Here is a 26,555-nt window from a genome sequence, read left to right as displayed (position 1 = left end):
GGGACGAGGGTTCAGAATCCGAGATACGCGTGCCGCAGGTCGACGTCGTCGCGCAGCCGCTGCGCCGGGGCGGCGCGGACCACCCGGCCGAGGGACATCACGATCCCCTGGTCGGCGACGGAGAGCGCGCTGCGGACGTTCTGCTCGACCAGCAGCACGGTCAGCCCGGTGCCGTCCCGCAGTTGGCGCAGCAGGGCCATGATCTGGGCGACCACCCGCGGCGCCAGGCCGAGCGACGGCTCGTCGAGCAGCAGCAGGCGCGGCCGGCCGACCAGGGCCCGGCCGAGTGCGAGCATCTGCCGTTCGCCGCCGGAGAGCTGGTGGCCGAGGTGGCCACGGCGCCGGGCCAGCGGCTCGAAGAGCTGGTACACCTCGTCCCGGGCGCGGGCGGAGTCGGCCTTGTCGCGGCGCCACAGCCCGCCCAGCCGCAGGTTCTCGTCCACGGTGAGCTCGCCGATCACCCCGCGCCCCTCGGGGACGTGCGCCATCCCCCGGCGCACCAGTTGCTCCACCGAAGTGCCACGCAGGTCCTCCCCGGCGAGCACGACCTGGCCGGCCAGCGGGCGCAGCATGCCGGACAGGGCGCGCAGCAGGGTGGTCTTGCCGGCGCCGTTCGCCCCGACCACCGCCGCGATGGTGCCGGCGGGGACGGCGAGGTCGACCTCGTGCAGCACCGGCGCGGCGCCGTAGCCGGCCACCAGCCCCCGCACGGTGAGCAGGTCGCCGCCGCTCGCGCCACCGCCGTGCGGGGCCGGCGCGTCGAGCCGGCTGCTTCGCCCGTTCATGCGGCGGCCTCGTCCACGGCCGCGCCCAGGTAGGCGTCGGCGACCGCCGGGTCGTCGCGCACCTCGTCCGGCGTGCCGGCGGCGATCACCCGCCCGAAGTCGAGCACCACGATGTCGTCGCAGACGGACATCACCAGATCCATGTGATGCTCGACGAGCAGCACCGCGCAGGGGTCCGGGTCACGACCGGGCAGCTCGCGGATCAGCGCCGCGAGCTCGGCGATGTCCTCGGCGCCGAGGCCGCCGGCGGGCTCGTCGAGCAGGAGCAGGCGGGGCCGGGCCACCAGGGCGCGGGCCAGGGCGGCCCGCTGCCGTACGGCGAAGGGCAGCGTGCCCGGCGCGGCGGCGGCGTACCCGGCGATGCCCAGCCGGTCGAGCACGTCGAGGGCGTCCCGGCGCAGCCGGTGCTCGTCGCGGTCGCTGGCGGGCAGGCCGAGCAGCGCCGGCAGGAAACCGGCACGGGCGGTGTGGGTGGCGCCGGCCATCACGTTCTCCAGCACGGTGAGCCCGGCGAAGAGCCCGGTGCCCTGCAACGTCCGGGCGATGCCCAGCCGGGTCAGCCGGTGCGGCCGGGGCCGCAGTGGGCGGCCGTCGAGGGTGAGGGTGCCCGCGTCCGGGGCGACGAAGCCGCAGATGACGTTGAACAGGGTGGTCTTCCCCGCCCCGTTGGGGCCGATCACGCCGACCACCCGGCCGGCGGGCACCCGCAGCGAGACGTCGTCGAGGGCGGTGAGACCACCGAAGCGCACCCCGATGTGGTGCAGCGCGAGCCCTTGCTCCATTGGCCCATCCCTCGGTCCGGCGGGGCGCGATATTTACACTGGGAGTGTACGTTTCTCGCCTCCGGCGTCAATACCTCCGCCCGGCGCCCGCGCCGGCGGCGACCCCGGACCCACCGGGCACGGCGCGCCGGGGACCGGACGGCAGCCGGCCCGCCGTCGCGCGGGCGACGGTGGGCCGGCCGGCGAGGTCAGGCGCTCGGGCAGGTGTTGCGGTACTCCTCGATCGCCAGACCTGTCGGTCCCGGGCAGAGGAACTGCTCGTACCGGGTGTCGTTGTCGACGAACCGCTTCAGCCAGGCCACCATCTGCCGGGCGGTGGGCGTGTTCACCGTCTGCGGGAAGAAGTGGCTGGCCCCGTTCAACTCCAGATACGCCTTCTCGGCCGAGCTCGGGATGCTGTTGTAGAAGGGCTCGGAGTGCGTCGCGACCGGGGCGATGATGTCCGCCTCGCCACCGACGATCAGGGTCGGCACCTGGACCCCGAACCACGTCTTGTCCAGGTTCCACGGCGCCAGCGGCACGGCGGCCCGCAGCGACGGGCGCGACGCGGCGGCCTCCAGCGTCCCGCCGCCGCCCATCGAGTGGCCGGCGACCGCGAGCCGGGTGGCGTCGATCCGGCCACGCACCGAACTGCGCTGGGTCAGGTAGTCCAGCGCCGCCAGCAACTGCCGGCCCCGGCTGTCCGGCTGGTCCAGACGCGTGATCGTCTCGATGCCGATCACCACGAAGCCGTGTGAGGCGATCCGGGGTCCCAGCCAGTCGATGCTGGACCAGGCGGCGGTGTAGCCGGGCGAGATGGCGATGGCGCCGAAGGTGCCCGCGCTCGTGCTGGTCGGATAATAGATGACTCCCCCGCCGAAACCGATGACGCCGAGCGCGGAGACGTTCTGCGTGGCGACGGTGAACGGGCCGCGGCTGGCCTCCAGGATCGCCACGGTGGGGTCGGGGCCGCGCTCGTACGGGTTCTCCGCGGCCTGCGCGGCGCCGGACGACGCGCCGAGCACGCCGCCGGTGGCCAGGACGGCGGCCAGCGCCATCCCGACGGCACGAACAACGAGGGAACGGGGACGGGTGGTGGTCGGTGATGACATGCCGGGCACTCCCTACGGGTGGGGTTACATCGACAGATGTCATCCTTTGCCCTGCCCGCCCTCGTCCGCATCGGCAAAATCGCCGGTGCCGCCGCTGGTGCCGCTGGCACTGGTCACCGTGGAAGGAACCATCCGGGCGCCGCACCCCGAGATGCCCACGGCCACCGGCGGCGCTGCGCGCGGCGGAGGAGTCGACGCTGGCACTGCCGCCGGCGGGGTGGGCGACAACGTCCACCTGCGGTGGACCACCGACGGGCTCCCCGGCTGATCAACGGCTGTCCGGTTTCGAGCCTGCCAGCAGGCACGGACCGCGCCGCCGCGCCGAGGCACGGGTGTGACGCTCGAGGCAGGCCCGGTTGCGGGGTCGGTGACAGCGGCTCCGGCGACAGCGACCGCGAGCAGCAGCACGATCCGGGTCGGGACGGCGCCGACGTCGCGCGGTTCGGGTCAGGTGGTGCCGCGGACGACGAGCGTCGTCGGCAACACGGTCGGCTTCGGCGGGTCGTCGCCGCCGTGCAGCATGGCGACCAGCGCCTCGGCGGCGGCCGTGCCGAAGCCGGGCTTGTTCTGGGCGACGGTGCTGAGCCCGGGCGGGATCAGCGCGGCCACCTCGATGTCGTCGAAGCCGACAATCGCAATGTCGTCGGGGATCCGTAGGCCGGCCGCCTGGGCCGCCCGCATCGCGCCGACAGCCATCTCGTCACCGGCGGCGAACACTGCGGTAGGGCGGTCGTCGAGGGCGAGCAGCCGATCCATCGCGGCGTGACCGCCGTCGAGATAGAAGTCTCCCTCGACGACGTGGCCGTCGGCGAGTGGCAGGCCGGCCCCGGCCAGCGCGGCCCGGAAGCCGACGAGCCGTTCGGCTCCCGGCCAGGTTCGCAGCGGGCCGGTGATGGTGGCGATGCGCCGGTGGCCGCGTTCGACGAGGTGACGCACGGCGAGCGCCGCGCCGCCGGCATTGTCCGAGGTGATGTAGGTCGACGTCGGGCCGTCGACCCGCAGGTCGAGAGCGACGCACGGCACCTGGGCTTCGACGAGGGCGAGCACGGCCGGGTCCCGGGTGCCGTTGTCGATGATGACCGCGCCGTCGAGGTTGTGCTGGCGGACGGCGCGCACGTATCGCTGCCCGTCGTCGGGCCCCGCCGCGTCGTGGCCGGCGAGCATGAGCAGGTTCAGCCCGTGCGCGCTGAGCGCCGTCTTGAGCGCGACGAGGATCTCCTGCAGGAATGGGTGGCGCCATCCAGGGCGGCGATGGTCGGTGTCCCACACCAGGCCCACCATGTTGGATTTCTTCGTGGCGAGCGTCCGGGCCGACCCGTTCGGCAGGTAGCCGATCTCGGCGGCCAGATCGAGGATGCGCTGGCGGGTGTGCTGGCTGACGACCTCGGGGGTGTTGAAGACGCGGGACACGGTGGCGACGGACACGCCGGAGCGGCGTGCCAACTCCCTGATAGTGGTCAATGTGGCGCCTTCTCTGTAACCGGTTTCACGACCGTAGCGCCAACGATGTCCGCCGGTCAATCCGCATCGACCGTTATCGTTTCGTAACTTGACACCCCCTAACCAAACCCGTTCACACTTCCCAGGAAAGGCACTCGCCGGCGGTCACCCGCAACTCGGCCGGCATCCGATCTTCATCCAACTCCACCCACCCCCACCACCATCGCTTCGCCGACAATGTAACCGGTTTCAGGTAACCGGTTACATCGCACGAAAGGGTTCCCTGGCATGCACCCAAACCGACTGTTGCGACTGGCGGCGGCCACCCTGGCCGCCGGAGTACTGCTGACCGCGTGTGGCACCGGCACCGAGGGAGGCTCCGGCGGCGGCAACGAAAAGATCACCCTGAACGTCAACCTGTTCGGCAACTTCGGGTACCAGGACCTGTACGCCGAGTACCAGAAGTCGCACCCGAACATCACGATCCAGGAGCGCACGGCCGCCTACAACGACCATCATCGCGACCTGATCACCCACCTGGCCACCGGCTCCGGCGCGGGCGACATCGAGGGCGTCGACACGGGCTTCATCGCGCAGATGCGCGAGCGGGGCAACCTCTTCGTCGACCTGGGCAAGGACCGCCAGTCCGAGTACCTCGGCTGGAAGTGGGCGGCGTCGCTGGCCAAGGACGGCAAGCAGATCGGGTACGGCACCGACGTCGGCGGCCTGGCCATCTGCTATCGGCGTGACCTGTTCGAGAAGGCCGGCGTGCCGTTCGACCGCGACCAGGTGTCGGCCGCCTGGGGCAGCGGCTGGGACCAGTACATCGAGTTCGGCAAGCGGTACGCGGCGAAGGCCCCGGCCGGCAGCGCCTTCTTCGATGGCGGAGGCCAACTGTTCAACGCCATCATCGGCCAGGCCCCGGTCGGGTACTACAACGAGGACAACGCCATCGTCGTGGGCACCAACCCCGATGTCCGAAAGGCCTGGGACCTGACGGTGAAGGCGATCCAGAGCAACCTGTCGGCCAAGCTGATCGGCAGCTCGCAGGAGTGGAACAACGGCTTCGCGAAGGACCAGTTCGCCACCATCGCGTGTCCGGCCTGGATGATGACCAAGATCAAGGACCAGGCGAAGCACGCCGCCGGCAAGTGGGACGTGGCGAGCGTCCCGGGCGGCGGCGGCAACTGGGGCGGCTCGTACCTCACCGTTCCCAAGCAGGGCAAGCACGTCGAGGAGGCCAAGAAGCTCGCGGCGTGGCTGACCGCCCCGGAACAGCAGGCCAAGGTGTTCACCGCGCGGGGCAACCTGCCGTCCATCCCGGCTCTGTACGACAAGCCCGACATTGCCCAGTACAAGGACGCCTTCTTCAACAACGCACCGGTGGGCCAGCTCTTCACCACTGCGGCGAAGCAGCTCAAGCCCCAGTACCAGGGCCCGCGAGCCGGAGACGTGCAGACCACCATCCGCGACGCCCTCGTCCGCATCGAACAGGGCAAGCAAAGCTCCGACGAGTCCTGGAAGCAGATGGTCAGCGACGTCGAGCGCCTCGCCAAGTAACTCGACCCGCGCCGCCGGCGGTCGCCCCTGACCGCCGGCGGCGCCCGGCGATGAAGGATCGACGATGGCCACCTACCTCCACCAGGCCCGGCGGGCCGGCCTGAGCCGGCTCGACACCAAGGGCTCGCCCTACCTCTACATCCTGCCGTTCTTCCTGCTGTTCGGCGCGTTCGGGCTGTTCCCGCTGCTGTACACGGCGTACGTCTCGTTCAATGACTGGGACCTGCTCGACTCCGGGTCGCACCGCTGGGTCGGCCTCGCGAACTACCGCGAGATGCTGCAGGACGCGTACTTCTGGAACGCCCTGGGCAACACACTCAGCATCTGGGTGCTGTCCACCGCGCCGCAACTGCTCGCCGCGCTCTGGATCGCCCACCTGCTCAACCACCGGCTGCGGGCCCGCACCGCGCTACGGATGGGCGTGCTGCTGCCCAACGTCACCTCGATCGTGGCGGTGACGATCGTCTTCACCCAGCTTTTCGGCCGCGACTTCGGCATGGTCAACTGGGCGCTCGGCCTCGTCGGCATCGGCCCGATCGACTGGCAGGCCAACACCTGGAGCTCCCACCTGGCCATCTCGTTCATCGTCGCCTGGCGGTGGACCGGCTACAACGCCCTCATCTACCTCGCCTCGATGCAGGCGATTCCGCACCACCTGTACGAGGCCGCCGACCTCGACGGCGCGTCGCAGGCTCAGCAGTTCAGGCGGATCACCGTCCCGATGCTGCGGCCGACGATCATCTTCACCACGGTGATCTCGACGATCGGCGGCCTGCAGATCATGGCCGAACCCCTGCTGTTCGCCAGCTCCCAGACGCCCACCGGCGGCTCCGACCGGCAGTTCCAGACCGTCGCCCTGTTCATGTACGAGCAGGGGTTCCGGGAGTTCCGCTTCGGCTACGCCTCGGCGGTCGCCTGGACGCTCTGTCTGGTCATCGCCATCTTCGCGATCATCAACTTCCTGCTCACCCGGCGCATCGCCAAGGACGAGGACTGAGGAGAACGCCGTGACCACCCTCGCGGACCCCATTCAGACCGGCACCACACCCTCGCCGCCGCCACGCCGGTCCCACCGGCGCCGGAGCTTCGGGTACCCACGCAAGGGCTCGGTCTGGAGCTACGGCGCCCTGCTGGCGGTCGTGGCCGGGTCGGTCTTCCCGCTCTACTGGTCAATCGTCGTGTCCTCGCAGACCAGCGACGCCGTCACGAAGGTGCCGCCGGCCCTGGTGCCCGGCGGGCACCTCTTCGACAACATCGCGCGCGTGTTCGACACGACCGACTTCGGCCGAGCCCTGGTGAACTCCTTCATCGTCAGCGGCTCGATCACCGTCTCCGTGGTGTTCTTCTCGACCCTGGCCGGGTTCGCCTTCGCCAAACTGCGGTTCCGAGGCCGAAAGGCGCTTCTCGTCGTGGCCATCGCGACCTCGATGGTGCCGCACCAGCTCGGCATCATCCCGCTGTACATCCTGATGGCCGACCTCGGCTGGACCGGGCGCCTCACCGCCGTGATCGTGCCCGGGCTGGTAACCGCGTTCGGTGTCTTCTTCATGACCCAGTACCTCGGCCGCGCCGTACCCGACGAACTGCTGGAGGCCGGCCGCGTCGACGGGTCCAGCACGTTCGGCCTGTACTGGCACATCGTCCTGCCGGCGGCCCGCCCCGCCGCGGCGGTGCTCGGGCTGTTCACCTTCATGCAGGCGTGGAACGACTTCTTCTGGCCGCTGGTCGTGCTACAGAACAACGCGACCGTGCAGGTGGCGCTCTCCGCACTGGCCAGCGGCTACACCACCGACTACACCCTGACGCTGACCGGCACGTTGCTCGCCACGCTGCCGATCCTCGTCGTCTTCATGCTCCTCGGCCGGCATCTCGTCGACGGCATCATGCAGGGGGCGGTGAAGGGATGACCACCACATCCGAAGGCGCCGCCGCGGCCGCAACCCGGCCGGACCTGCCCGAGCTGCCGGACCTGCCGGCCGGCTTCATCTGGGGCGCGGCCACCGCGGCGTACCAGATCGAGGGGGCGGTCGACGAGGACGGCCGCGGGCCGTCGATCTGGGACACCTTCTGCCGCCGCCCCGGTGCCGTCGACGACGGCACCTCCGGCGCGGTCGCCTGTGACAGCTACCACCGCTGGCGGGAGGACGTGGACCTGCTGGCCGGCCTCGGCGTGGACGCCTACCGTTTCTCGGTCGCCTGGCCACGGGTCATGCCGGCCGGGCGGGGCGCGGTGAACCGGCGAGGCCTCGACTACTACGACCGGCTCGTCGACGCCCTGTGCGGGCACGGCATCCGGCCGTTCGTCACGCTGTACCACTGGGATCTGCCCCAGGCGCTCGAGGACGAGGGTGGCTGGCGGGTACGGGACACCGCCGAGTGGTTCGCCGAGTACGCCGCCGCGGTGGCGGGCGTCCTCGGCGACCGGGCCCAGGACTGGATCACGCTGAACGAGCCGTACTGCTCGTCGATGGTCGGCTACGCGGAGGGCCGGCACGCGCCCGGCGGCGCCGAAGGACACGGTGCCCTGGCCGCCGCCCACCACCTGCTGCTCGGGCACGGCAGGGCGGTCGCCGCAGTCCGGTCCGCCGCCGGCCCGCGGTCGCGCGTCGGCATCACGCTCAACCTCTCCCCCGCCGTGCCGGCCAGCGATACCGAGGCCGACCGGGCGGCGGCGGATCGGCAGGACCTCATGCTCAACCGGCAGTTCACGGATCCGGTGCTGGGCGGCGCGTACCCGCCCGGGTTCGAGCGGCTCTACGCCGGGGTGAGCGATCTGTCGTTCCGCCGGGACGGTGACCTGGCGGTGATCTCCACGCCGCTGGACTTCCTCGGTGTCAACTACTACTACCGGGTGCACGTCGCCGACGCCCCGTACGAGCAGCCCGACCCGGCGCTGCGCAGCGCGTTCGACATCGGGGTCCGGCAGCTACGTCCGGACGGGTTGCCCACCACCGACCTGGGCTGGCCGGTGGAGCCGCAAGGGTTGTTCGACACCCTGACCGGGCTCGCGGACCGTTACCCGGGCCTGCCTGCCGTGTACGTGACGGAGAACGGCTGCGCCGACCTGCGGGACGGACCCGAGCCGGACCCGGAACGGATCTCGTTCGTGGCCGGGCACCTGGCGACGGCAGCCCGTGCGGCCGCCGTCGACGACCGGCTCGATCTGCGGGGGTACTTCTACTGGTCGCTCATCGACAACTTCGAGTGGGCCCGCGGGTACGGGCCGCGCTTCGGTCTGGCCCATGTCGACTACGGCACCGGATCCCGTACGCCCAAGGCCAGCTACCACTGGCTGCGTGACCGCTTGCGGGCGTGGCGGGAACGCACCTCCACCTGAAGCGCCGCCCGCGGCTCGTGGCGGCAACGGTATGCGCGGTCACCCGGCAACGAACCGCCCCGGCTTCGGTGGAGTCGGTTTGGCGCGCCCCGCGAGCTCGATCATGAAGGCGGGGCATGGGCGCCGGGCTCGCCTGGCGGGGCGTCGAGGGCCAGCCTCAGCGCCGCCTCGACCGGATAGACCGGGCAGTACAGCGGAGTGGCTGTGGCCGGCGGGGCCGCGTCCTTCGCCTCGAACGCCTTGCGGGCCCGGCCGAGGTCCGCGAGCAGGTCGGCCACTGACGGTTCCTTCTTCGGCTCCGGGGGCGCCGCCTCGACGGGTGCCTCCGTCTTCGGCGCCGTGATCGAGACGCCGAGCGCCGCCGCAGCGGCGTTGAGCCCGTCCTTCGGCATCGCGGCGGCCAGCGCCGAGAGACGGCCGACGGCCTGGTCGGCGTACGCGGCGTCGACCGGCACCGCCGGCAGCTCGAACCGGGTTCCGGTCTGCGCGCCGAACGGGGCGTCGCGGAACACCCGGTCGCGGTTCTCGGCGTCGACGAGCACGTGGCGGCCGTCGTGGAGGTCGGCGTACAGGTTGGCGGCGAGCACGTTCCCGTCGAGCAGCAGGTTCTGGTCGGGCACGGTCGCGCGGACGGCGATGCTGTCGGCGAAGGCGAGCACGTTGACCTCGACCCGCATGACACCCCGGCCGGAGATGTCCAGCAGGCAGCCGGTCGTGGACTGCCCGGTCGAGGCCCGGCCGGTGGGGTCGGCGGCGAACAGGACCGTGTTGCCGCGGATGGTCCAGGGGCCCGCGCCGGGTGCCTGGATACGGACGGCGGTGCCGCTCGTGTTGACGACCACGTTGTTCTCGAACGTTCCGTACGCCGCGCTGAGCTGCACGGCGCAGTACGCCGCGTTGGCGAAGACGCAGTTGCGCACGGTGATGCCGCCGCTGCCGCCGCGCAGGTCGAGCAGCGCCGCCGACTGGGAATGGCCCGCGTCGAGGGCGCCGCTGTCGGCGTACGCGTTGTAGGTCGCCCCGTCGAATATGAACCCGTCAAGGATGAGGCCCTCCCCCGAGTCCTCGCCGGTGAGCACCGGATCGCCGAAGATGCCCTTCGCCTTGGTCTCCGGAGTGAGCACGAAGCGCACGGGGTGGCGCCAGGGGTGGCGCGCGGCGAACTCGGCGTCCCACCCGCCCAGCAGCGTCAGGTTGCGTACGGGGATGCGCCACGTGCCCGACCGCAGGCGGCCCGTGTACTCACCTGCGGCGACGAGGATGCGGTCGCCCTCGGCGGCCTTTTCGAGGGCCTGGAACGGGTCGCGGAACGGCGCCTCCCGGCTGCCGTCCCCGCCGGAGGATCCGGCCCGCACGAACCAGTCGCGGCCGGTTCGCCGGGGCGGCTCGGGGGCCGTGACGTCGAGCACGGGCGCGAGGGAGTCGAGGACGATGGTGGCGCTCTGACGCCCGCCGGGCGGCGTGAGGCGATACGTGCCGCGGAGCAGGTACGTGGACTCGACGTCGAGGCCGCGCGAATACCGTACGGCCTCCTCAGTCTGATGATGGACGAGGCCGTAGCGCGGGGCGAGCGCCCACCACGGGCTGTTGTCGGTGCCGGGCTCGTAGACGGCGACGCCGATGTGCGTCTCCGCGAGCTCGGGGAGGATCTGCGTGTTCTGGTCGAAGCCGACCCCGGCCCGCACCTGCACCGGGGCTCCGGCGAGCGCCGGGTCGGCCTCGTAGAGCCGCGCCCAGTCGACGGCCTGGTACGCCGGACCGGCCGGGAGCTCGGTGAACGGCTCCGGCGCCGCCAGGTCGGCGGGGTGCGCGCCCGGTGCCGCGCCGACCGCGAGGGCGAGCACCTCGGCCGGGGCGAGCCGGCGCATGACGGGCCGCTGAACATCATGGTCTGATGTGGACGGCAGCTCGCCGAGGCCGGCCGATTTCCGCAGCGCGTTGAGGGCGGCGATCGGCGGACGCTCATACGTGACGGCGACGTCCACCGTGTACGCGTCGAGCCACGCCGCCGGGAGCCCGGTCAGCTGCGGGTCGCCGACGGTGTTGCCGGCTGCCGAGCGCAGGCCGACATCTTCGAGCTCCGCGGCGTACTCCTCGGTGAGCTCGGCCTGCGCCCCCGACACCCGGCTGCGCACGATGTCGCGCGGTGTGGCGAAGAACAGGTTGCGGTCGATGGCGATCTGCCCGACGTCGCGCAGGCAGGCGACGGCCGCGTTGCCGCAGCCGACGAACACGTTGTCGGCGATCGCGGCAGCGCCGTTGACCCGTACGCCGACGGCCCGGTCGGCGCCGGAGCCGCGCGGCGGGTCGGAGTCGTCGTGGGCGAAGGCGAAGGTGTTGCGGCTGACCGCGGCCGGGGTCTCGGGGGCGCCGTCGCGGACGGTGAGCAGGCTGAGGCCGACGCAGTTGACGACGATGTTGTTCTCGAAGACCACGGAGTCGCCGCCGAGCTCGACGGCGCCGGAGCTGCCGTTGGCGAAGCAGCAGTCGCGGACGGTGATGCGCTCGCCGCGCAGGCTCACCAGCGGGCCGTCCCCGTAGGAGGCGCGCTGCAGGCCGCCCTGCTCGTCGTAGTCGTCGCGCCCGGCCCCGTCGAAGAACAGCCCGTCCAGGACGAGGCCGTCGTGGCCGCCGATGCCCTGGAGCATGTTCGGCTCGTTCGGGACGCGCAGGCCGGTCTTTGCCGCGAAGACCGCCGGTGTCTGCCAGGGGGTACGGCGGGCGAAGTCGGGGCTGTATCCGCCGAGCAGGGTCAGCTCGGGGGTGTCGACGACCCACGAGGAGCGCTCGCCACGCCCGGTATAGGTGCCCGCCGCGATGTGGATGCGATCGCCGGGCGCAGCCTGCCGCAGCGCGAGCCACGGGTCGTGGAACGGCCGGGCCCTGGTGCCGTCGCCGGCCGGGCCGCCCGCCGCGACGAAGAGGTCGATCATGACTTCTTCACCTCGTCGTCGGCTTCCTCCGTCTTGTCCGCGAGCAGCTTGAAGCCCACCTTGACCGCGTCTCTGACCTGTGCGAACGCGGCGAGGCCCGTCTGCTTGTAGGGTCCCTCGGCCAGGTCCTTGACGTATTCCTCCTCGGTCGCCAGCAGCGACTCCAGGGATGCCGAGGCCTTCTTCAGCTCCTCGTTGAACTTCGCCAGCGTGCCCGGATCATCGGTCAGCTGGGCGAAGGCGTTGGTGCTCTCCTCCACGAGCGTGGGGAAGAGCCCGTCGTAGAGCTTGCTGGACTGCTCCTTGGCCGCCTCGGCCCGCGTGTCGAGCCCTCGGTCGAGGACGTTCTCCTTCATCCAGTCCCAGTCGGTGGCCCGGTAGTCGCCGGACGCGCCGATGCCGCGCCAGTTCCCCGCCGCCTCGGCGCCGCGGGCGAAGAGCTTGTCGATCCAGTCCTCGTCGAGCTGTTCGCGGGCCGCGGTCAGCAGCTTGATGTTGTCGACCACCGTCTGCTTCGCGGCACGCTTCTGCTTCGCCGCCATGAGGTTCTCCGCGGTGAGCTTCTCGAAGTTCTTGATCGCCTCGTTGGCGGCTTCCTTGGACGACGGGTCCTTCATGAAGAGGACGATCAGGCGGGCGCCCGAGGTCGGGAGGTATTTGACGAGCAGGCTCTTGACCGTGTCCTGGATGGAGCCGAAGTTCTTGAGGAGCAACTGCTCGACGATCGCGTCGTTGCTGCGCGCGTTCTTGAGGTCCTCCTCGCACTTCTTGATGAGCGCGAGGTCGGCCTCCAGGACCTTGCTCATCAGCGTGGCGACCTCGGGGACGTCGAGCCGGGCGACCTGCGCCCAGATCTTGCGCTCCCCGGCGAGGAAGTCACGCGGGCCGACCGCGGTCCACCGTTCGTCGACGGACATCGCGTTGGCCTGGCTGTCCTCCAGCACCGACCGGATGTCCGATTCGAGGCGCTCCATCAGCGCCTCGGCCTGCTCGCAGTTGGTCTCCCACCGGTCGGTCAGGCCGTCATAGCCCGGTTGCTCCAGCTTGGAGAGCATCTCCTCGAACAGCTTCTCCCGATCGGTGTCGAAGCGTTCCAGCAGATCCAAGACCTTGTCGAGGAGGTCCTCCTCGAACCCCGTGGCGCGCATCCGCTGCTCAACGAGCTCGCGGGCGTCATCGACATCTTCCACAAATTTCAGCGTAGGAGCCCTCGGTCACCCGAGGCAGTCGTGAACCCGATCCCTGCCAGATCAAGGATCCGACCTATGCCGCCGCTCGATGTCAGGTGCCTTGCCCTCGGCCACCGCCATGGCGTCCTGGATCATGCTGGTCACCACGTGCGTGGGCGACAGACCGATCTCCATCAGCTCTAGCACTGCAGCCGTCGTCGCGTACGGTAGCGCTCGATATCGTCGGCCTCCATCAAGATCTCGGTTACTGCGGTTCCGGACAGCTCCGAAGTCACCTCGGCGGCGGCCTGCAGCCAGTGCGCGGCCGCCACGCACGCCGAGGTCGGATCGAGGTTGAGAACAGTTCGCCTGCGCCGAGCGGGTTGTCGGTCAGGATCTGGTTGGCGGCGGCGACCTGCGAGTGCTCCCCCAGATACCGATCCAACTGCGCGGCAGCGAGGAGGTAGTTGTAGCGGGTGGTCTCCGGGTAGTTCCCGGCCCGCAGCGACCGGTCCCAGTCGCGGAGGAACCCGGCCCAAGTCCGGGACACTCCCGAGGTGAGCTTCTGAAGATCGAGTAGTGGCATGACAACCTGCCCGAGTCAAGGAGTCCAACAGCGGCGCGCTAAACCAGGCATCCATGCCGAGCAATAAGAAGAGGCTCCCGCAAGTCGCTGACCTGCGGGAACCCTCTCGCTGTCGGGACGGCCGGATTTGAACCAACGACCCTTGACCCCCAGTTTCACAACGATTCTGCCACGGCATGCCAGAACAGGCTGATACGTTCTCGGAATTGGACAAGAGCGACACCTGGCAATGCTGTCCCGTGTCGTGCTTTGCCGCTGATCCGTCCGTTGCACTCCAATGCGTTACCGGGCTCGTTACTGCGGATCGTCGAGGACGTCCTCTGCCGCGCAGTCCGCCGGGCTCCGGCGTACGTGCGATCGCCAGTGGGCCGATCATCGACGTCAGGCTGGATAAGGTCCGACACGGTGCCACGAACCCTTCGCCCGCTGCACCGTCGACTACCGTGGGCCTGAACGTTGTCGTCAGGAAGCAGCCGAAGGAGGCTGGTCGATCATGGGTGGTGCAGACACCGGCGGAGCGCCGGCGGGTTCCCGCTACGCCGACCAGCGGCCCTACGTCGTCGCCGACCGGCTCGACGCTCTGCGGGGGCCGACCAACGGCGTGGTGAGCCTGGATCGCCGGCTCGACTGGTCCGCGCGGGCGCGCTACGACCTGGACAACCCGCGGCGCCTGGCCAGCATGTACGAGACCGTGCTGCGCGAGGCAACCGCCCCCGACGATCTCACCCGATGGCTGGACGGTCCGACCCTGCAACGTCTGTGGCCGGCCCTCGTGGTGCCACCGCAGGTTCGCCGTCTGTGGGAAGCCCAATTCCCCGAGCTGGCCAACACGCGCCGACACGCCGCGTAGTGGGCGGCCAGACTCCACCGATCCATCGCCGGCTGGCGCAGATCGCCCTGCAGGTCGGCGGCCAGTACGGTTTCGCTTTGGCCGGCGGGCACGCCATCGCCGCCCATGGCATCCTCGACCGCCCCAGTGAAGACGTCGACCTGTTCGCCGACTGGCAACGCCGCGCCGACTTCCCCACCGCCGTCGACGAGGTGATCGCCGCCTAACGCGCCGAAGGTCTCCGCGTCGAGGTCGACCTTCGACTCGATACCTTCGCTCGGCTGCACGTCGCCGACCCACCTCACCCAGAACAGCAGCACCGGGTGGAACTGGTGGCGAACTGGCGTGCCCAGCCGCCCGTCCAGATGGACATCGGTCCGGTCCTGCACCCTGATGATGTGATGGCCGGAAAGATGGACGCCCTCTACAACCGCGCAGCCGCCCGCGACTTCCTCGACATCGATGCCGCCATCGGCAGCGGCCGGTACACCCTCGACCAGCTCTGCGACCTCGCGCACGCCGCCGACGACGGATTCGACCGACGCATGTTCGCCGCGATGCTTCGCCACGTCGACCGCTTCGACGACGAAGACTTCACCGACTACGGTCTGGCGCCGCATGAGGTCGCTGACATGCGGGCTCGCGTCTCTGCATGGCGGACCGCCCTACTCCGAGCAGTCGAATAGGTTCGACCAGGCTGCTCTGCTGCCTCCTCGGCGATGTCGCAGCGCCTCGGCGGCCAACGGCCCGAACCGGTGCGACAGCAGACCGATGATCTGGATCAGCGGGATGTCTTCCTCCGCCCAATCCGTGGCGAGCAGTGCCAGCCCAACAGTGGCCGAGCATCGATCGGGGCTGTTCCGCACCAGCCACCGGCCGGTCTGCCGCACCCGCTGCCGGTCCGCGTGCAGCGCCGCCGCAGCGATGTGCTCGTTGTGATGGATCGGGACGTCAGCCTCGCAGAACGCGTCGGCGAGTTCGCTAGGTTGCGCATCGGCCTTGCCGAAGTGCACGTCGAGGATGACGGCAACGTCGACGCCGCGGAGGCGCTGATCTTTCCGGTTCTGCGGGCGCTGCCGCCGGAATCGGTGGCGCTCGTCGTCCGGATACGGCTCGCCGTCACGCGGCAGGGGCGAGTCCGGATCCTGCTGATGCAGACGCAGGGCGTGTTCGAACAGGGCGGTCTGGGGTCCGAGCGATCCAGGCTCGGTCGTCACGCTCACCGGCGGAGGGAGGACTCGATTCTCTCGATCATGGCCGGGAAGATGCCAGCCCGGACCGACCACGGCAAGTGATAAGGCGCCACGCCGAGTACTCGGAGGCGGGCTACCCATCCGCGGCACTGCGCTCGTGGAACCTATCGGCGATCGAGCCACTACTCAAGGTGTCGACCATATGACATCGTGGCCCATTTTTGTCGGATCGACAAGAAGCTATGGTCGAGCAGTGCCCGATGACACCTGGGAACCACCCCTGATCCTGCTCGCTGTCGACCTCGTGATCCTCACCCTGCGCGGTGGTCGTCTGAACCTGCTTCTCGTGCGGCGCGGTATTGAGCCGTTCATCGGGCGCGCAGCGCTGCCTGGTGGGTTCCTCGCCGATGAACGCGAGGACATCCTCGGTGCCGCCCGCCGGGAGCTGCGGGAGGAGGCGGGGCTCACCGACATCCCGCACCTGGAGCAGCTCGGTACATACGGCGACCCCGACCGTGACCCTCGTGGACGCGTGGTCTCCGTCGCCCACCTCGCCGTCGTGCCGCGCCTTCCCGAGCCCGTCTCGGGAACCGACGCCGCCGCCGCTGAGTGGACGCCAGTCGACGACGTACTGGCCGCGCGCGTACCGCTCGCCTTCGACCACTTGCGCATCGTCGTCGACGGGGTGGAGCGCGCCCGCTCCAAACTGGAGCACACGAACTTGGCGACCGTCTTCTGCCCGGAGGTCTTCACCCTCACGGAGCTGCAGCAGGTCTACGAGGCCGTCTGGGGCACGCCGCTCGACCCCCGCAACTTCTACCGCAAGGTCCAGAGCACGAAGGGCTTCGTGATCCCCGCCGGTCCGCCCCGCGCCACGGGCACCGGCCGCCCGGCGCGCGTCTACCGCGCTGGTCCGCGCCGGAACCTCTATCCACCCATGATCCGCACGGTTCCGACCGTCGCAGCCGGAGGAGACGAGAGATGACCAGACCTGTGGTCGTGCTCACCGCACTGGACCTCGAGTACAACGCAGTCCGCGAGCGCCTCGCGAAAGTAGAACCGCACGTACATCCGATGGGCACGCGCTTCGAGCGTGGCACCGTGACCGGAGGTTCCTGTGAGGTCATTCTCGGCCTTGTCGGCAAGGGCAACCATCCCTCCGCCGTGATCGCCGAGCGCGCCATGACCGAGTTCGACCCGGAAGCGGTCATCTTCGCCGGCGTGGCCGGGGCGCTCTGGCCCTCTGTCGGCCTCGGCGACGTCGTCGTGGCCACCCACGTGTACGCCTATCACGGCGGCACTAGCGAGAACGACGCTTTCCGCACCCGGCCTCGCGTGTGGGAGATCCCCCATGCCTGTGATCAGCTCGCCCGGCATCTTGAACGGGAGCGAAGCTGGGCGAGGGGCCTCCCCGGAGGAGTGCCCACGGTGCGGTTCGGTCCAATCGCCGCCGGGGAGGTCGTCCTCGACTCGGCGTCCTCGCCCGAGGCGGCACGCATCCGTGATCACTACAACGACGCGTTGGCGGTGGAGATGGAGTCGGCCGGGGTCGCCCAGGCCGCCCACCTGAACCGCTCTCTGCCGGCGGTCGTCGTCCGCGGCATCAGCGACCGTGCCGACGGGACCAAGGTCCATGCCGACGGCGAGAACTGGCAGCCGCATGCCGCCGCCAACGCCGCGGCCTTCGCCCTCGCGCTCGCCCAGGAACTCGGGGCGCAACGTGGCCCCTCCCCTCGCCGTCCTCGGAAGGAAGCAGGTGATGCGTTGATGTCCGGCTCGATCAGTAACGTCGCCAAGGGCAAAGCTCATGTTGGATTTCAAGCACACACCGTTCACCACGCGACCGTTTATGGCGCGCCGGTCGGTGCGGGCGGGGAGACATTCCACGATCAGCTCGCGGAATTGCGCGCCTCGCTCCGTAAGTGCCATGAGGCGGGTGACGTGGACGCGGTCACCTACCGCGCGGCGGAGCAGGAGATGGACGCAGCCGCCGCCGACGTTCCCCCGGCCGACGACGAGGCACGGAGCCGCGCGACTACAGCTCTGCGGAAGCTGCGTGGCCTGCTGCTGGACTGGACGGACCTGGCCACACGGGTCGCGGGGCTCATGGCGGCTCTACGGGATCTGTCATGAGCGCCCGACCGCAGGAGACGACGTTCACCAACGTCGCGGACGGCGATGCCCGGGTGGGTTTCCAGGCCCAGGAGGTCCACATCGAGGGCGGATACCACGTCAGCGACGACGACCCGCCGGAGCGGCAGTTCGAGGTCGGCCTCCGCTACCTGGAGATCAGCGCCCCACCTGAGGCAAGGGAACTGATCCTGAAAGCGATCACCCGGGGCTACCGGAACTCCCGGGCCTACTTCTATCTGGCGCTGGCCCTGTTGAGCGGCCGTACCCTGCAGAGCCTGCCGGACCAGGAACTCGCCCAGTTGGCACACGTCCGCCGCTGGGCGGCACAGCGCTCCGAGGATCCCTGGGCCCGGGGCATCAATGCCGTCGGCTCGCTGCTGGACTCGCTGCCGCAGACCACGGCGGAGACTCCCGACCCGGCCGCGATCGGCGTGGTGGTCAAGGAGTTCGAATCGCTCAACCCGCCCCTGCAGGAAAGCATCCTCAACCACCTCGAGGTTCTCCTGGCCGGCCCCCACCAGGACTGGACCTGGCAGAAAACGTTCGCGACCGCCCGGCAGGACAGAACAGCCAACGACCGGGTGGAGCGGGTCTGGAAGTTCTTCCAGCCGAAGCCGATCCCTCCCCGTCCGGTTCCGCCGCACCCGATCCGCACCGACGCGGCGGTCTATCTGCGCCCCCTCGGCGGCTCGGCACTGCTACTCGTCACGGGTTTCGCGGTGGTCCAGTACGCCTGGGCCCACTCGTGGCCCCGCTCCGCCGGCTACCTGATGGTGGTTCTTGGAGCCGCCGTCGTCGCGGTCCGGGCCGGATTCACGATCAAACTGGCTCGGCATCGACGCCGGGCGGCCCGCCAGCGCCTGACTTTCACAGCCCAGCGCGCTCCCGCACAGTCCGACCGGTTCGCCTCAGCGATGGACTCCTTGTTCGACCGCTACTTCGGACGTTACCTGCCGCCGGACATAGCCCGGGAGACGTGGCTGGCTGAGACGGCGGGCATCCGGCAGACTCTCCGTAACGAGTTGGTCGAGCTGTACCGGGAGCAACCGGTCGACGCCAAGCGTGTCGCCTGGCTAGTGAGATTCCTCGCCGGCGACGTCAAGCGGCAGTGGCTCAGCGGTGAGCTGACCGCGGATCCCGAGAACTCCCGAGTGCCATCCTCGACGCGGACCGCCTTCGGCACCGCAGTGCTCGCCCTGGTGATTACCGGCCCGCTGCTGCTATGGCAGGCCCTCGCCGAGGCGCCCTTCACGACGGTGATCGCGACGGCCGGAATCGTGGCCGGGGCCCGGCTCGCCATCCAGGGCTGGATCGCGATTCTCCTCGAGAGCCACCGCTACCGGGACGACCTGGGCCGAGTCCGGCGCGACTACGAGGACCGCCGCGCCGCGTACGACAAATGGGTTCGCAAGTTGGAATCGAAGCCGACCGACGCGGAGATGGCGCACTGGCTCGACTGCGACCGCAAGATCCTGGTCGAGGACACACTGCGGCACTACCGCGTGGCCGCGCAGGACGTCATAGCGCACGCCTTCATCGAGGCGCCCGTGCCCGGGTGCAAGCGAGCCCGGGTCAGCAGGGGACCGTGGCGCTACTCGCGATACAAACTTCTCCTCTTCCTCCTCACCAAGGACGGCGTCCGCCAGGTCACGGTCACCCTCAACTTCGAAACCATGGAACTCGGCGATCAGCAGCGCCTCACCTACCAGTACAACTCGGTCGTGGCGGCGCACGTCGTCGATGCCCGCAACGGCGAGAAGAAACTCTCCCTCACCCTGACGAACAACCCCCGGGACGAGCTGACGATCACCGGTGAGTGGCCAGGCATGCCGGAACTCGGCGACGATGACCGCATCGCCTCCCAGGTCTCCCTCGACGCCTCGGGCCTCGAACGCACCCTGCACGTACTCGAGAGCATCGCTGCCGAAGGCAAGGAATGGATCACCCACGAGAACCGCCGAGAGCACGCCGGCCTGCGACGGCTCGTCGCAGCGATGGACGGATGACGGATGCGATGGTGCTCGACGCGGGGAGTAAGGATCAAGATGCACCGCGGTTCGGTTCGCGGTGATGGGGTGGCGAGCCGGACCATGCCCCGGTCCGGGTACGCGGCCGCGGTGCAGTACCTCGCCTCATTCGAGGTCTCCGATCATCCGTCGCACCGAGAGCAGACGGTCGCTGGCCAGTGGCGTCGTTCTCTTGCCGGCGTTGTTCCACCGCTCCACCGACCAGTTGCCCTTGTCCCTGCGTACGGTCACCTGTGCGTGGGGTCCGACCCCGTGCCATGCGGCGCCGCGCAACGACACCCCGAACTTTCCGCGCTCGAGCAGCTTGACCTTACGGATCTGCGCGCAGGCCGGGCAGCGGCGATCCGGTGACGCCGCGCAGCGGCCACACAGGTGGCCGTAGCACAGGGCACACGGCATCACCGGGTCGGGGCAGGCAGGGCAGGTGGCGGTCAGGCACGTGGCGCACACGGTCACCTGTGCCACCAGGTGCTGCCGTCGGCAAACGTGGGCCTGGTGCAACTGCTGGCCCGTCACCGCGTCGGGGAGGTACCCGACGGTCTCCCCCGCGGCGAGCTGATAGGCGACGGTCATGCCGGTGCCGTCGGCGAGGCGCCACTGTTCCTCGATGGCCAGACCGACGGTCAGGTCCACCTCGCTGACACGGTGCTGCGCTGCCCGCCGACGCAGCTGGGCCAGCAACGCCGCCGGCAGCACCCCCTCGGCGGTGGGCGCGGCGGGTGTCGTTCCGGGCAGGACCGCGGCTACCGCGGCGGCCGGGGACATGGCCGTACGGCGTGGCTGGCCGAACGACAGCCGGGTGATCTGCCTCGTCGCGCGTCGTGCCAGCGGGGTGGCGCCGAGCAGGACCGGGCCGCGTACGTCCCGCACGGAGGTGTGCGCGATGACTGTCGCCAGCGTGTGCTGGCCGAGCAGTTCCACGCCCAGCGCGGCGCGAAGCAGGTCCACCTCGGTGTCGTCGGTCAACGAGTACCAGGTGGGCTTGTCGTCGTCGTGGCGGACACCGAGCAGTCCGTGATGCCCGACGACGGCGATCACCGCCGCCCAGCCGTCGAGGCTGGCCGCGGCGAGCACCTCGGGCGTGGGGTTCCAGCCGTCGGACATCCACGCTGCGACGACGTCGGGAACCTGCCAGTCTGCCGTCTCCTCGTGGATCTGGGCGCCGAGGGCCCGACGGCGGACGAGTCCACGCGCGGTGACAGCGACCGTGAGGTCGGTGTGCTGGCGGCAGGCGACCGCGACCGCGGGGGCCGGGGACGCCGAGACGTCACCGGCGGCGCGGCGGATGAGCTGCCGCCGGGCGGCCGCCGCCGACGTGGGCACCGGGACGTTGTCGACGCCGAGGGCGTCGGCCAGGTCGGCGCGCAGGGTGGGGTCGAGTCCGCTGGAGTGGGGGGCGTCGGCCAGCGACGGTGCGTTCCCGGCCTGCCGGGTGCCGTCGCGCCGCACCAGCCACTGGAAGCTCTCGCCCGGCTGGTAGGTGAGGACCAGCCAGTCGGGTGGCACCGGCACCATCCGGCTGGGGGCGGTGTGCAGTGCGACGTCGCCGCTGCCGGCGACCCGTGCGGTGGCCAGCAGCAGCCGGAGGAGTTCGGGGTCGTCGGCGGTCGCGGTCTCCCACCGTTGCAGCCCGGACTCTGCGGTGACCGCGATCTCCAGGCGGTGGGCTCCTCGCAGCACCGCCACGGTGCCGCCGTCGTCCTGGCCGAGGAGAGCGGTCAGCCCATCGGCGTGCAGCGCTGCGGGAAGCTGGCCGATCTGCTCGTCGGTGGCCGGCGCCAGCGCCTGGCAGGTGCGGCAGGCAGGGCCCGGGCCGCAGGTCGGGCACACCTGCCGTCCGCACAGCTGGCAGGAGCGCAGCGGCAGGTGTCGGTCGCAGTCGCCGCAGGACCGGTCACCGCAGCGCTCACATCGGGTGGCGGTGACCGTCGACGGGTCGTGGGACCGGCAGACGCCGCACGCCGGCCGGTGGCACGAGGCGCAGTCGATGACGGCGCCGTCGGGTCCGCAGCAGGGCCCGTAGAGGCGGCGGCACACCGGGCAGGTGGCACCGTGCTGGTCGGCGAAGAGGTGGCCGCGGCTGTCGACGCAGACGGGTCCGTCGGCGACGCTGCCGTCGGTCAGCCGTGCCGCGAGTGCGGCGCCGGGCGCGATGAGCGTGTGCCCGGCGAGCAGCTGCGGATTCAGTGGGGCGGCCGGCGCGACGAGGTAGCGGCGGGTCGCGGAGCCGTACGGCGAGCGCCACCGCTCCTGCACTGTCACGTACTGCCCGATCGGCACGGGTGCCGTCGGTTCGGCCAAGCCGACCAGCACGTCGCGCAGCCGCGCGTCGTCCACCTGCGTGGCGGCGGCGAATTCGCTGCTGGCCGCCCCGGTCGTCTCGGCGACGGTTTCCGGTTCGCCGTGGCCTTCGTAGAGCAGCGTGCGGGACACGGCGACGCGGCGGGTGACCGTGGTGCCGTCGGCGGGGAGGCTGTAGCGCAGGTCCTCGGCCCGTGGGGCGGTCCATGGGTGGCGGACCACCGTGCGGGTGGGCGGGAGTCCGGCGGCGACGACGGTGCGGGCGAGTTGCTCTTCCGCGGCGAGGGTGGCGCCGGGGACTCCGGGAACGAACAGGCTGCTGCTGTGTGTGCCGTCGGTGAGCAGGCACACGAACGAGGCGTGGAACCCGTCGACTTCTACGCCGACCGGTCCCACGGTGGTGGCCGCCACCGGCCGGCAGGAGGGGCTGACCTCGTGGTGGCTCGGGGTCAGCGGCTGGCTGTCGGCGTCGGCCGGCAGCGGTGGCCGGTCTCCGTCGTGCCACAGCTCCCGGTAGTGGAACTGCCCGTCGGTGAGGTCGACGCGCTGGACCACGGCGTGCGGCACCGCGGCCACCGCCGGCGGCGCGGGGGCCGGGGTGCGGCGGCGCAGGTCGGCCAGGAGCGCGGAGAGCCCGCTGTCGCCTTCCCCGACGACGTCCGGCCCGGTCAGGTCGGGCAGCAGGTCGGTGATGGTGGCGTCGATGTCGGCGGCGGCGTGGTCCTGCCAGGTCCACCAGACCGACTGCTGTACGCGCGACCAGACGCTGCCGGCGCTGAGCACGTCGGGGGCTACCGGTGGTGTGGCGGCGACCAGGCCGGCGCCGGCGGGCAGGTGCAGTCGGGCGGCGAGGCCGCGCAGGCGGGCCCGGGCCGGGTCGCGGACGTCGGCGTCGGGCACCAGGGTGCGGCGGGTGGCATCGGCGGCGACGGCGACGGCGTGCCGGGCACCGACGAGCAGGTACGCCTCGCCGCCGAGGCGCCAGCCGTGCTCCCAGTCGGTGTCCAGTTCTGGGGCGCGATGGGGCCGGGCGCAGCCGGCGCAGAACGCGCCGCTGCGGCGGCAGGTGGCGCAGGCGTCACGGCCACAGCCGGCGCACGCCTGCACCGTCCGGCGGGGCCCACAGGCCCGACACCAGTCGGTGTCGCAGACCTGGCAGCCGGACAGGGCGCTGTGGTCGACGGCGTGGCCGTCTCCGCACAGGGCGAGGGTGTTCAGGGTGGTGCCGGTGGCTTCGCAGACGAGCCGATGGTCGGTGAGGTCTCCCGTCCAGGGGTAGCGGATCTCCCGGGTGACGCCGCTGGTGTGTTCCCAGCTTTCGACGACGATCAGGCGGTCGGAGCCGTGCATCTCCAGGGTCAGCAGTTCCGCGCGCAGCTCGGTGTCCACGGCCGCGGGGGCGGGCCGTCGGGCGGCCTCGATGGCGCGCTCCAGTTGCCGTTCCCGCTCCATCACCTGCAGGTAGGTGTCCATGTTTCGGCTTCGCTGCCAGGACTTCTGCGCCTCGCCGAGCTGCTTTTCGAGGTTCGCGACGAGGGCTTCCTGCGCTTCTGCGCGGCGGCGTTGCTCGGCCTGCCGGGCGTCGCGCAGGTGTTGGCGCAGGTGCACCGCTGCCTGTTGTTCCACGGCGTCGAGCACGGCCGCCTCGGCCAGCGTGGCGGGCATCGGCGCGCCGTCGGGCTGCGCGGATCGGCGTTGGCGCGGCGGCACGGGACGACCGACGTCGACGGTGACGAGCTGCTGGTTGCCGCTGGTGGCGCCTTCCTGCACCCGGTAGGTGGCCCGTGCCGACCAGCCGTCGTCGGGTTCCACGTGCCGCTTGACCAGCCGCAGGCCCGCGGTGTGGGCGACGACGGCGCGCTGGTGCAGGTGGGGCAGCACCGCGACGGTGCCGGCCAGGTCGCCTCGGTCGCGCAGCACTTCCAGCAACTCGTCGAACAGCTCGGAGCCGACGACGCACAGCTGCGTCTCTGGGTGGTGGTCCAGCGCGGTGTTGGTGAAGGCCAGGAACAGTTCCGTGCGGCCGCCGAACGCGGCGGCGAGCGGCGGGGGCAGCGCGGCGATGGTGAAGCCTTCGGCGGGATGGGTCAGGGTCGCGCCGGCCAGCTCCAGGAACTGCCGGACGAAGCGTTCCAGGTCCTTCTGGCGGCGGCGGGGCTGCTGTGCCTGCTGCGGCAGCAGTTCGCGGGCCTCGGGCTGCGCCGCTCGCTGGCGGCGTTCCTCCTTGCGTTGGGCGAGCCAGTCGCTGAGCCCGGCGTCGGCGCTCATCATGGCCATGGCGCGGCTGCGGGCCTGCTCCAGCTGCGCGCCAAGCTCATCGAGGCGGAGCTGCATGGTGGCGTCGCTCTTGGCATACAGGGCGTCGAGGACGCGCTGTTCCATGCTGGAGTCCTGGGTGCCCTCCAGCTCGCCGAGGACGGTGACGACCTGACCGAACAGCAGCTCGAACATGGCGAGCTTGTCGTGCAGCAGCCGGTAGACGGACTCGTCGAGGGTGTCGCGGGCGAACAGGTTGGCGATGTGCACGTCGCGGGTCTGGGTGAGCCGGTGCACCCGGCCGATGCGCTGCTCGACGCGCATCGGGTTCCACGGCAGGTCGTAGTTGAGCACGCAGTTGCTGACCTGAAGGTTCTGTCCCTCCGCGCCGGCGTCGGTGGAGACGAGGACCTGCGCGCGCCCGGATTTGAAGTCGGCGACGGAGGCGCTGCGGGCGGCGTGGCTCATCCCGCCGTGGAAGGGTGCCGCGCCGATGCCGTCGGCGTCGAGCAGCCGCAGGATGCCGCCGAGGGTGTCGGTGTGCTGGGTGAAGATCAGCACCCGTCCGTGTTCGTCGAGCCAGCGACGGACCACGTCCAGGGCGACCTGTTCGCGGGAGGTGTGTCGGATGTCTCCGGCGAGGTGGCCGATCTCGGTCAGGGTGTGCTTGAGTGCCCCGTCGAATTCGCGTTCGGCCATGCGCAGTGCGCTGCGGGACACGGCTTGCGGTGAGGCGGTCAGCCGCAGCGCGAGTTGCCGGCGGCGCATCGTGTCGGACGGGCCGGTCATCCGGTGCCGCAGGGTGTGCAGGAGCATGTCGTAGAGCTGCCGTTCCGGTGCGGTCAGCGCGACGGCGTGGTCCTGTGGCGGCATGCGGTGAACCCGGTCGACGCCGGCCTGCTGACGGGTGGTGCGCACGACCACGCTGCTGATGAGCTTGCGCAGTTCCGGGGCGTTGACTGGCTTACGCGGGTCGCGGCCGTCGACGAAGCGGCGGACGAAGTCCCGCTCGGAGTCGAAGGTACCGGGCCGCAGCAGTTCGACGAGGCGGTACAGCTCCAGCAGGTTGTTCTGCACTGGTGTGGCGGACAGGAACAGCACCCGCGGCGCCTCGGCGATGAGGTCGCCGATGATGCCGCGGGTCTTGCGGGCGCCCGCGCCCGAGAGCCGGTGTGCCTCGTCGACGATGACCAGATCGAACCGTTCGTCGAGGCGGTGGGCGTTGCGCAGCACCAGCTGCAGGGTCATGATCAGTCGGTCCTGGGCGAACGCCGTCGCGTCCTGGCCGCTGGCGACGACGGTGAAGTCCTCGTCGAACTTATCGTGCAGCTCGTCGCGCCATTGGTCCCGCAGCGGCGCCGGGCAGATGATGAGCACCCGCTGGGCGAGGCCGCGCAGCATCAACTCCTTGAGGATCAGGCCTGCCTCGACGGTCTTGCCGAGACCGACCTCGTCGGCGAGGATTCCCCGCCCGCCCATGCGGGTCAGCACGGTGCGCGCTGCCGCCTCCTGGTGCGGCATGTGCTCGATGTGCGCGGCGTCGATGGCCAGCAGCTCGTCGAACTGGTCCAGGGTGGCCAGCCGCTCCCCCACCAACCGCATGCGCAGCGCTTCGGCGGGGTCCCAGCCCCGCTGCCGCAGCGCGTCGGTCATGTGCGTGCGCGCGGTGTTGAGGAAGCCGATCTCGCCGCGCCAGGTGTATTCCTCGCGCTTGCGTAGCCGGTAGCGTCCGCCGGTGCTCGCCCGTCGCTGCCGAGCGGTGTCGGCGCGGGAGCCGGCGCCGCTGGCCACAGGCCCGGCGGGTGCCGTAGCGACCAGACCAGGCAGGCGGGCCGCCGAGGACAGTCGCGCCCCCGGCGCCAGCACGATCAGCCGGATCGCCTCGCCGCCGCGGCGCTCCAGCCGCAGCAGGCCACCGACGCGCCCGGTGTCCTGCAGATACTCGGTCAGCGCCTCCCCGACGAGCCGGCGGCGCCCGGCCACCCACGTCACCGGCAGCGACTCCTGCTCGACGACGAGCGTGAGGTCCACCGAGTGGTTGGCCAGCCCCAGGCGGGTGGCCTCCGCGGGTCCGAGGGACACCTCGCCGCCTTCGAGCAGCTCTGCGGTGATCGGCCGCTCCATACTCGACAC

At 70.8% G+C, this 26,555-nt stretch carries 16 protein-coding genes and 1 pseudogene; 9 read left to right on the top strand and 8 right to left on the bottom strand.

The annotated features are described in order from the left end of the window. Nucleotides 1-11: 11 nt before the first annotated feature. From O7613_RS06965 to O7613_RS06950, 4 genes are all read right to left on the bottom strand, one after another. Entirely contained in the window at nt 12-785 is a 774-nt protein-coding gene (locus O7613_RS06965; RefSeq protein ID WP_282292826.1) for an ABC transporter ATP-binding protein, read from the bottom strand. Further along, complete coding sequence (locus O7613_RS06960; RefSeq protein WP_282292825.1) at nt 782-1,567, bottom strand: ABC transporter ATP-binding protein; 786 nt, start codon at nt 1,565-1,567, stop codon at nt 782-784. Before O7613_RS06960 ends, O7613_RS06965 begins: the two co-directional genes overlap by 4 nt. 188 nt (nt 1,568-1,755) lie before the next feature. Further along, a complete protein-coding gene (locus O7613_RS06955) occupies nt 1,756-2,658 on the bottom strand; it encodes an alpha/beta hydrolase (protein WP_282292824.1) in 903 nt (300 codons plus the stop codon). Between the two features lie 447 nt (nt 2,659-3,105). Next, nucleotides 3,106-4,119, bottom strand: a complete 1,014-nt coding sequence (locus O7613_RS06950; protein WP_282292823.1) for a LacI family DNA-binding transcriptional regulator — start codon at nt 4,117-4,119, stop codon at nt 3,106-3,108. Nucleotides 4,120-4,386: 267 nt separating this feature from the next. Between O7613_RS06950 and O7613_RS06945 the strand changes: the two genes are divergently transcribed. The 4 genes from O7613_RS06945 to O7613_RS06930 all read left to right on the top strand — a co-directional run bounded on the left by O7613_RS06945 (nt 4,387) and on the right by O7613_RS06930 (nt 8,995). Then, nucleotides 4,387-5,658 carry an ABC transporter substrate-binding protein gene (locus O7613_RS06945; RefSeq protein ID WP_281583609.1) on the top strand — a complete coding sequence of 424 codons (1,272 nt, stop codon included), beginning with the start codon at nt 4,387-4,389 and terminating at the stop codon, nt 5,656-5,658. A gap of 64 nt (nt 5,659-5,722) precedes the next feature. Further along, the gene (locus O7613_RS06940; protein ID WP_282292822.1) at nt 5,723-6,655 is read left to right on the top strand and encodes a sugar ABC transporter permease; all 933 of its coding nucleotides are present in this window, start codon (nt 5,723-5,725) and stop codon (nt 6,653-6,655) included. A 130-nt stretch (nt 6,656-6,785) separates the two neighbouring features. Next, the gene (locus O7613_RS06935; protein WP_198039696.1) at nt 6,786-7,565 is read left to right on the top strand and encodes a carbohydrate ABC transporter permease; all 780 of its coding nucleotides are present in this window, start codon (nt 6,786-6,788) and stop codon (nt 7,563-7,565) included. Then, on the top strand, nt 7,562-8,995 hold the full coding sequence (locus O7613_RS06930) for a GH1 family beta-glucosidase (protein ID WP_282292821.1): 1,434 nt from the start codon (nt 7,562-7,564) through the stop codon (nt 8,993-8,995). The genes O7613_RS06935 and O7613_RS06930 overlap by 4 nt, the downstream gene beginning before the upstream one ends. Nucleotides 8,996-9,096: 101 nt before the next feature. Here the strand turns inward: O7613_RS06930 and O7613_RS06925 are convergent, their stop codons facing one another. Both O7613_RS06925 and O7613_RS06920 read right to left on the bottom strand, forming a co-directional pair. Further along, nucleotides 9,097-11,928 carry a right-handed parallel beta-helix repeat-containing protein gene (locus tag O7613_RS06925; RefSeq protein WP_282292820.1) on the bottom strand — a complete coding sequence of 944 codons (2,832 nt, stop codon included), beginning with the start codon at nt 11,926-11,928 and terminating at the stop codon, nt 9,097-9,099. After that, nucleotides 11,925-13,118: a hypothetical protein gene (locus O7613_RS06920; RefSeq protein WP_282292819.1), complete on the bottom strand. Its 1,194-nt coding sequence runs from the start codon at nt 13,116-13,118 to the stop codon at nt 11,925-11,927. The genes O7613_RS06925 and O7613_RS06920 overlap by 4 nt, the downstream gene beginning before the upstream one ends. Nucleotides 13,119-14,176: 1,058 nt before the next feature. On the opposite strand from O7613_RS06920, the gene O7613_RS06915 reads away from it, so the two are divergent. Together O7613_RS06915 and O7613_RS30780 are read left to right on the top strand one after the other, a co-directional pair. Beyond that, complete coding sequence (locus tag O7613_RS06915; protein WP_282292817.1) at nt 14,177-14,533, top strand: hypothetical protein; 357 nt, start codon at nt 14,177-14,179, stop codon at nt 14,531-14,533. Between the two features lie 20 nt (nt 14,534-14,553). Continuing rightward, nucleotides 14,554-15,198 (top strand): annotated as a pseudogene (locus tag O7613_RS30780) (nucleotidyl transferase AbiEii/AbiGii toxin family protein). On the opposite strand, the gene O7613_RS06900 reads toward O7613_RS30780, so the two are convergent. Beyond that, a complete protein-coding gene (locus tag O7613_RS06900) occupies nt 15,178-15,735 on the bottom strand; it encodes a hypothetical protein (RefSeq protein ID WP_282292812.1) in 558 nt (185 codons plus the stop codon). The pseudogene O7613_RS30780 and the gene O7613_RS06900 sit on opposite strands and share 21 nt — an antisense overlap. Before the next feature lie 223 nt (nt 15,736-15,958). Between O7613_RS06900 and O7613_RS06895 the strand changes: the two genes are divergently transcribed. Genes O7613_RS06895 through O7613_RS06885 form a run of 3 tightly spaced genes read left to right on the top strand, consistent with a single transcriptional unit; the run spans nt 15,959 to nt 19,844 of the window. Continuing rightward, nucleotides 15,959-16,690: an NUDIX domain-containing protein gene (locus O7613_RS06895; RefSeq protein WP_282292811.1), complete on the top strand. Its 732-nt coding sequence runs from the start codon at nt 15,959-15,961 to the stop codon at nt 16,688-16,690. Beyond that, nucleotides 16,687-17,838: a 5'-methylthioadenosine/S-adenosylhomocysteine nucleosidase gene (locus O7613_RS06890; RefSeq protein WP_282292809.1), complete on the top strand. Its 1,152-nt coding sequence runs from the start codon at nt 16,687-16,689 to the stop codon at nt 17,836-17,838. The genes O7613_RS06895 and O7613_RS06890 overlap by 4 nt, the downstream gene beginning before the upstream one ends. Next, nucleotides 17,835-19,844 carry a hypothetical protein gene (locus tag O7613_RS06885; protein WP_282292808.1) on the top strand — a complete coding sequence of 670 codons (2,010 nt, stop codon included), beginning with the start codon at nt 17,835-17,837 and terminating at the stop codon, nt 19,842-19,844. The genes O7613_RS06890 and O7613_RS06885 overlap by 4 nt, the downstream gene beginning before the upstream one ends. A 126-nt stretch (nt 19,845-19,970) precedes the next feature. On the opposite strand, the gene O7613_RS06880 is transcribed toward O7613_RS06885, so the two are convergent. Then, the gene (locus tag O7613_RS06880; RefSeq protein WP_282294498.1) at nt 19,971-26,546 is read right to left on the bottom strand and encodes an SNF2-related protein; all 6,576 of its coding nucleotides are present in this window, start codon (nt 26,544-26,546) and stop codon (nt 19,971-19,973) included. Nucleotides 26,547-26,555 lie beyond the last annotated feature (9 nt).

This window comes from Micromonospora sp. WMMD975 (assembly GCF_029581215.1).
Lineage (GTDB): Bacteria > Actinomycetota > Actinomycetes > Mycobacteriales > Micromonosporaceae > Micromonospora.
The sequence above is the reverse complement of the archived record's forward strand: the minus strand, read 5'-3'. Positions and strand labels throughout refer to the sequence as shown.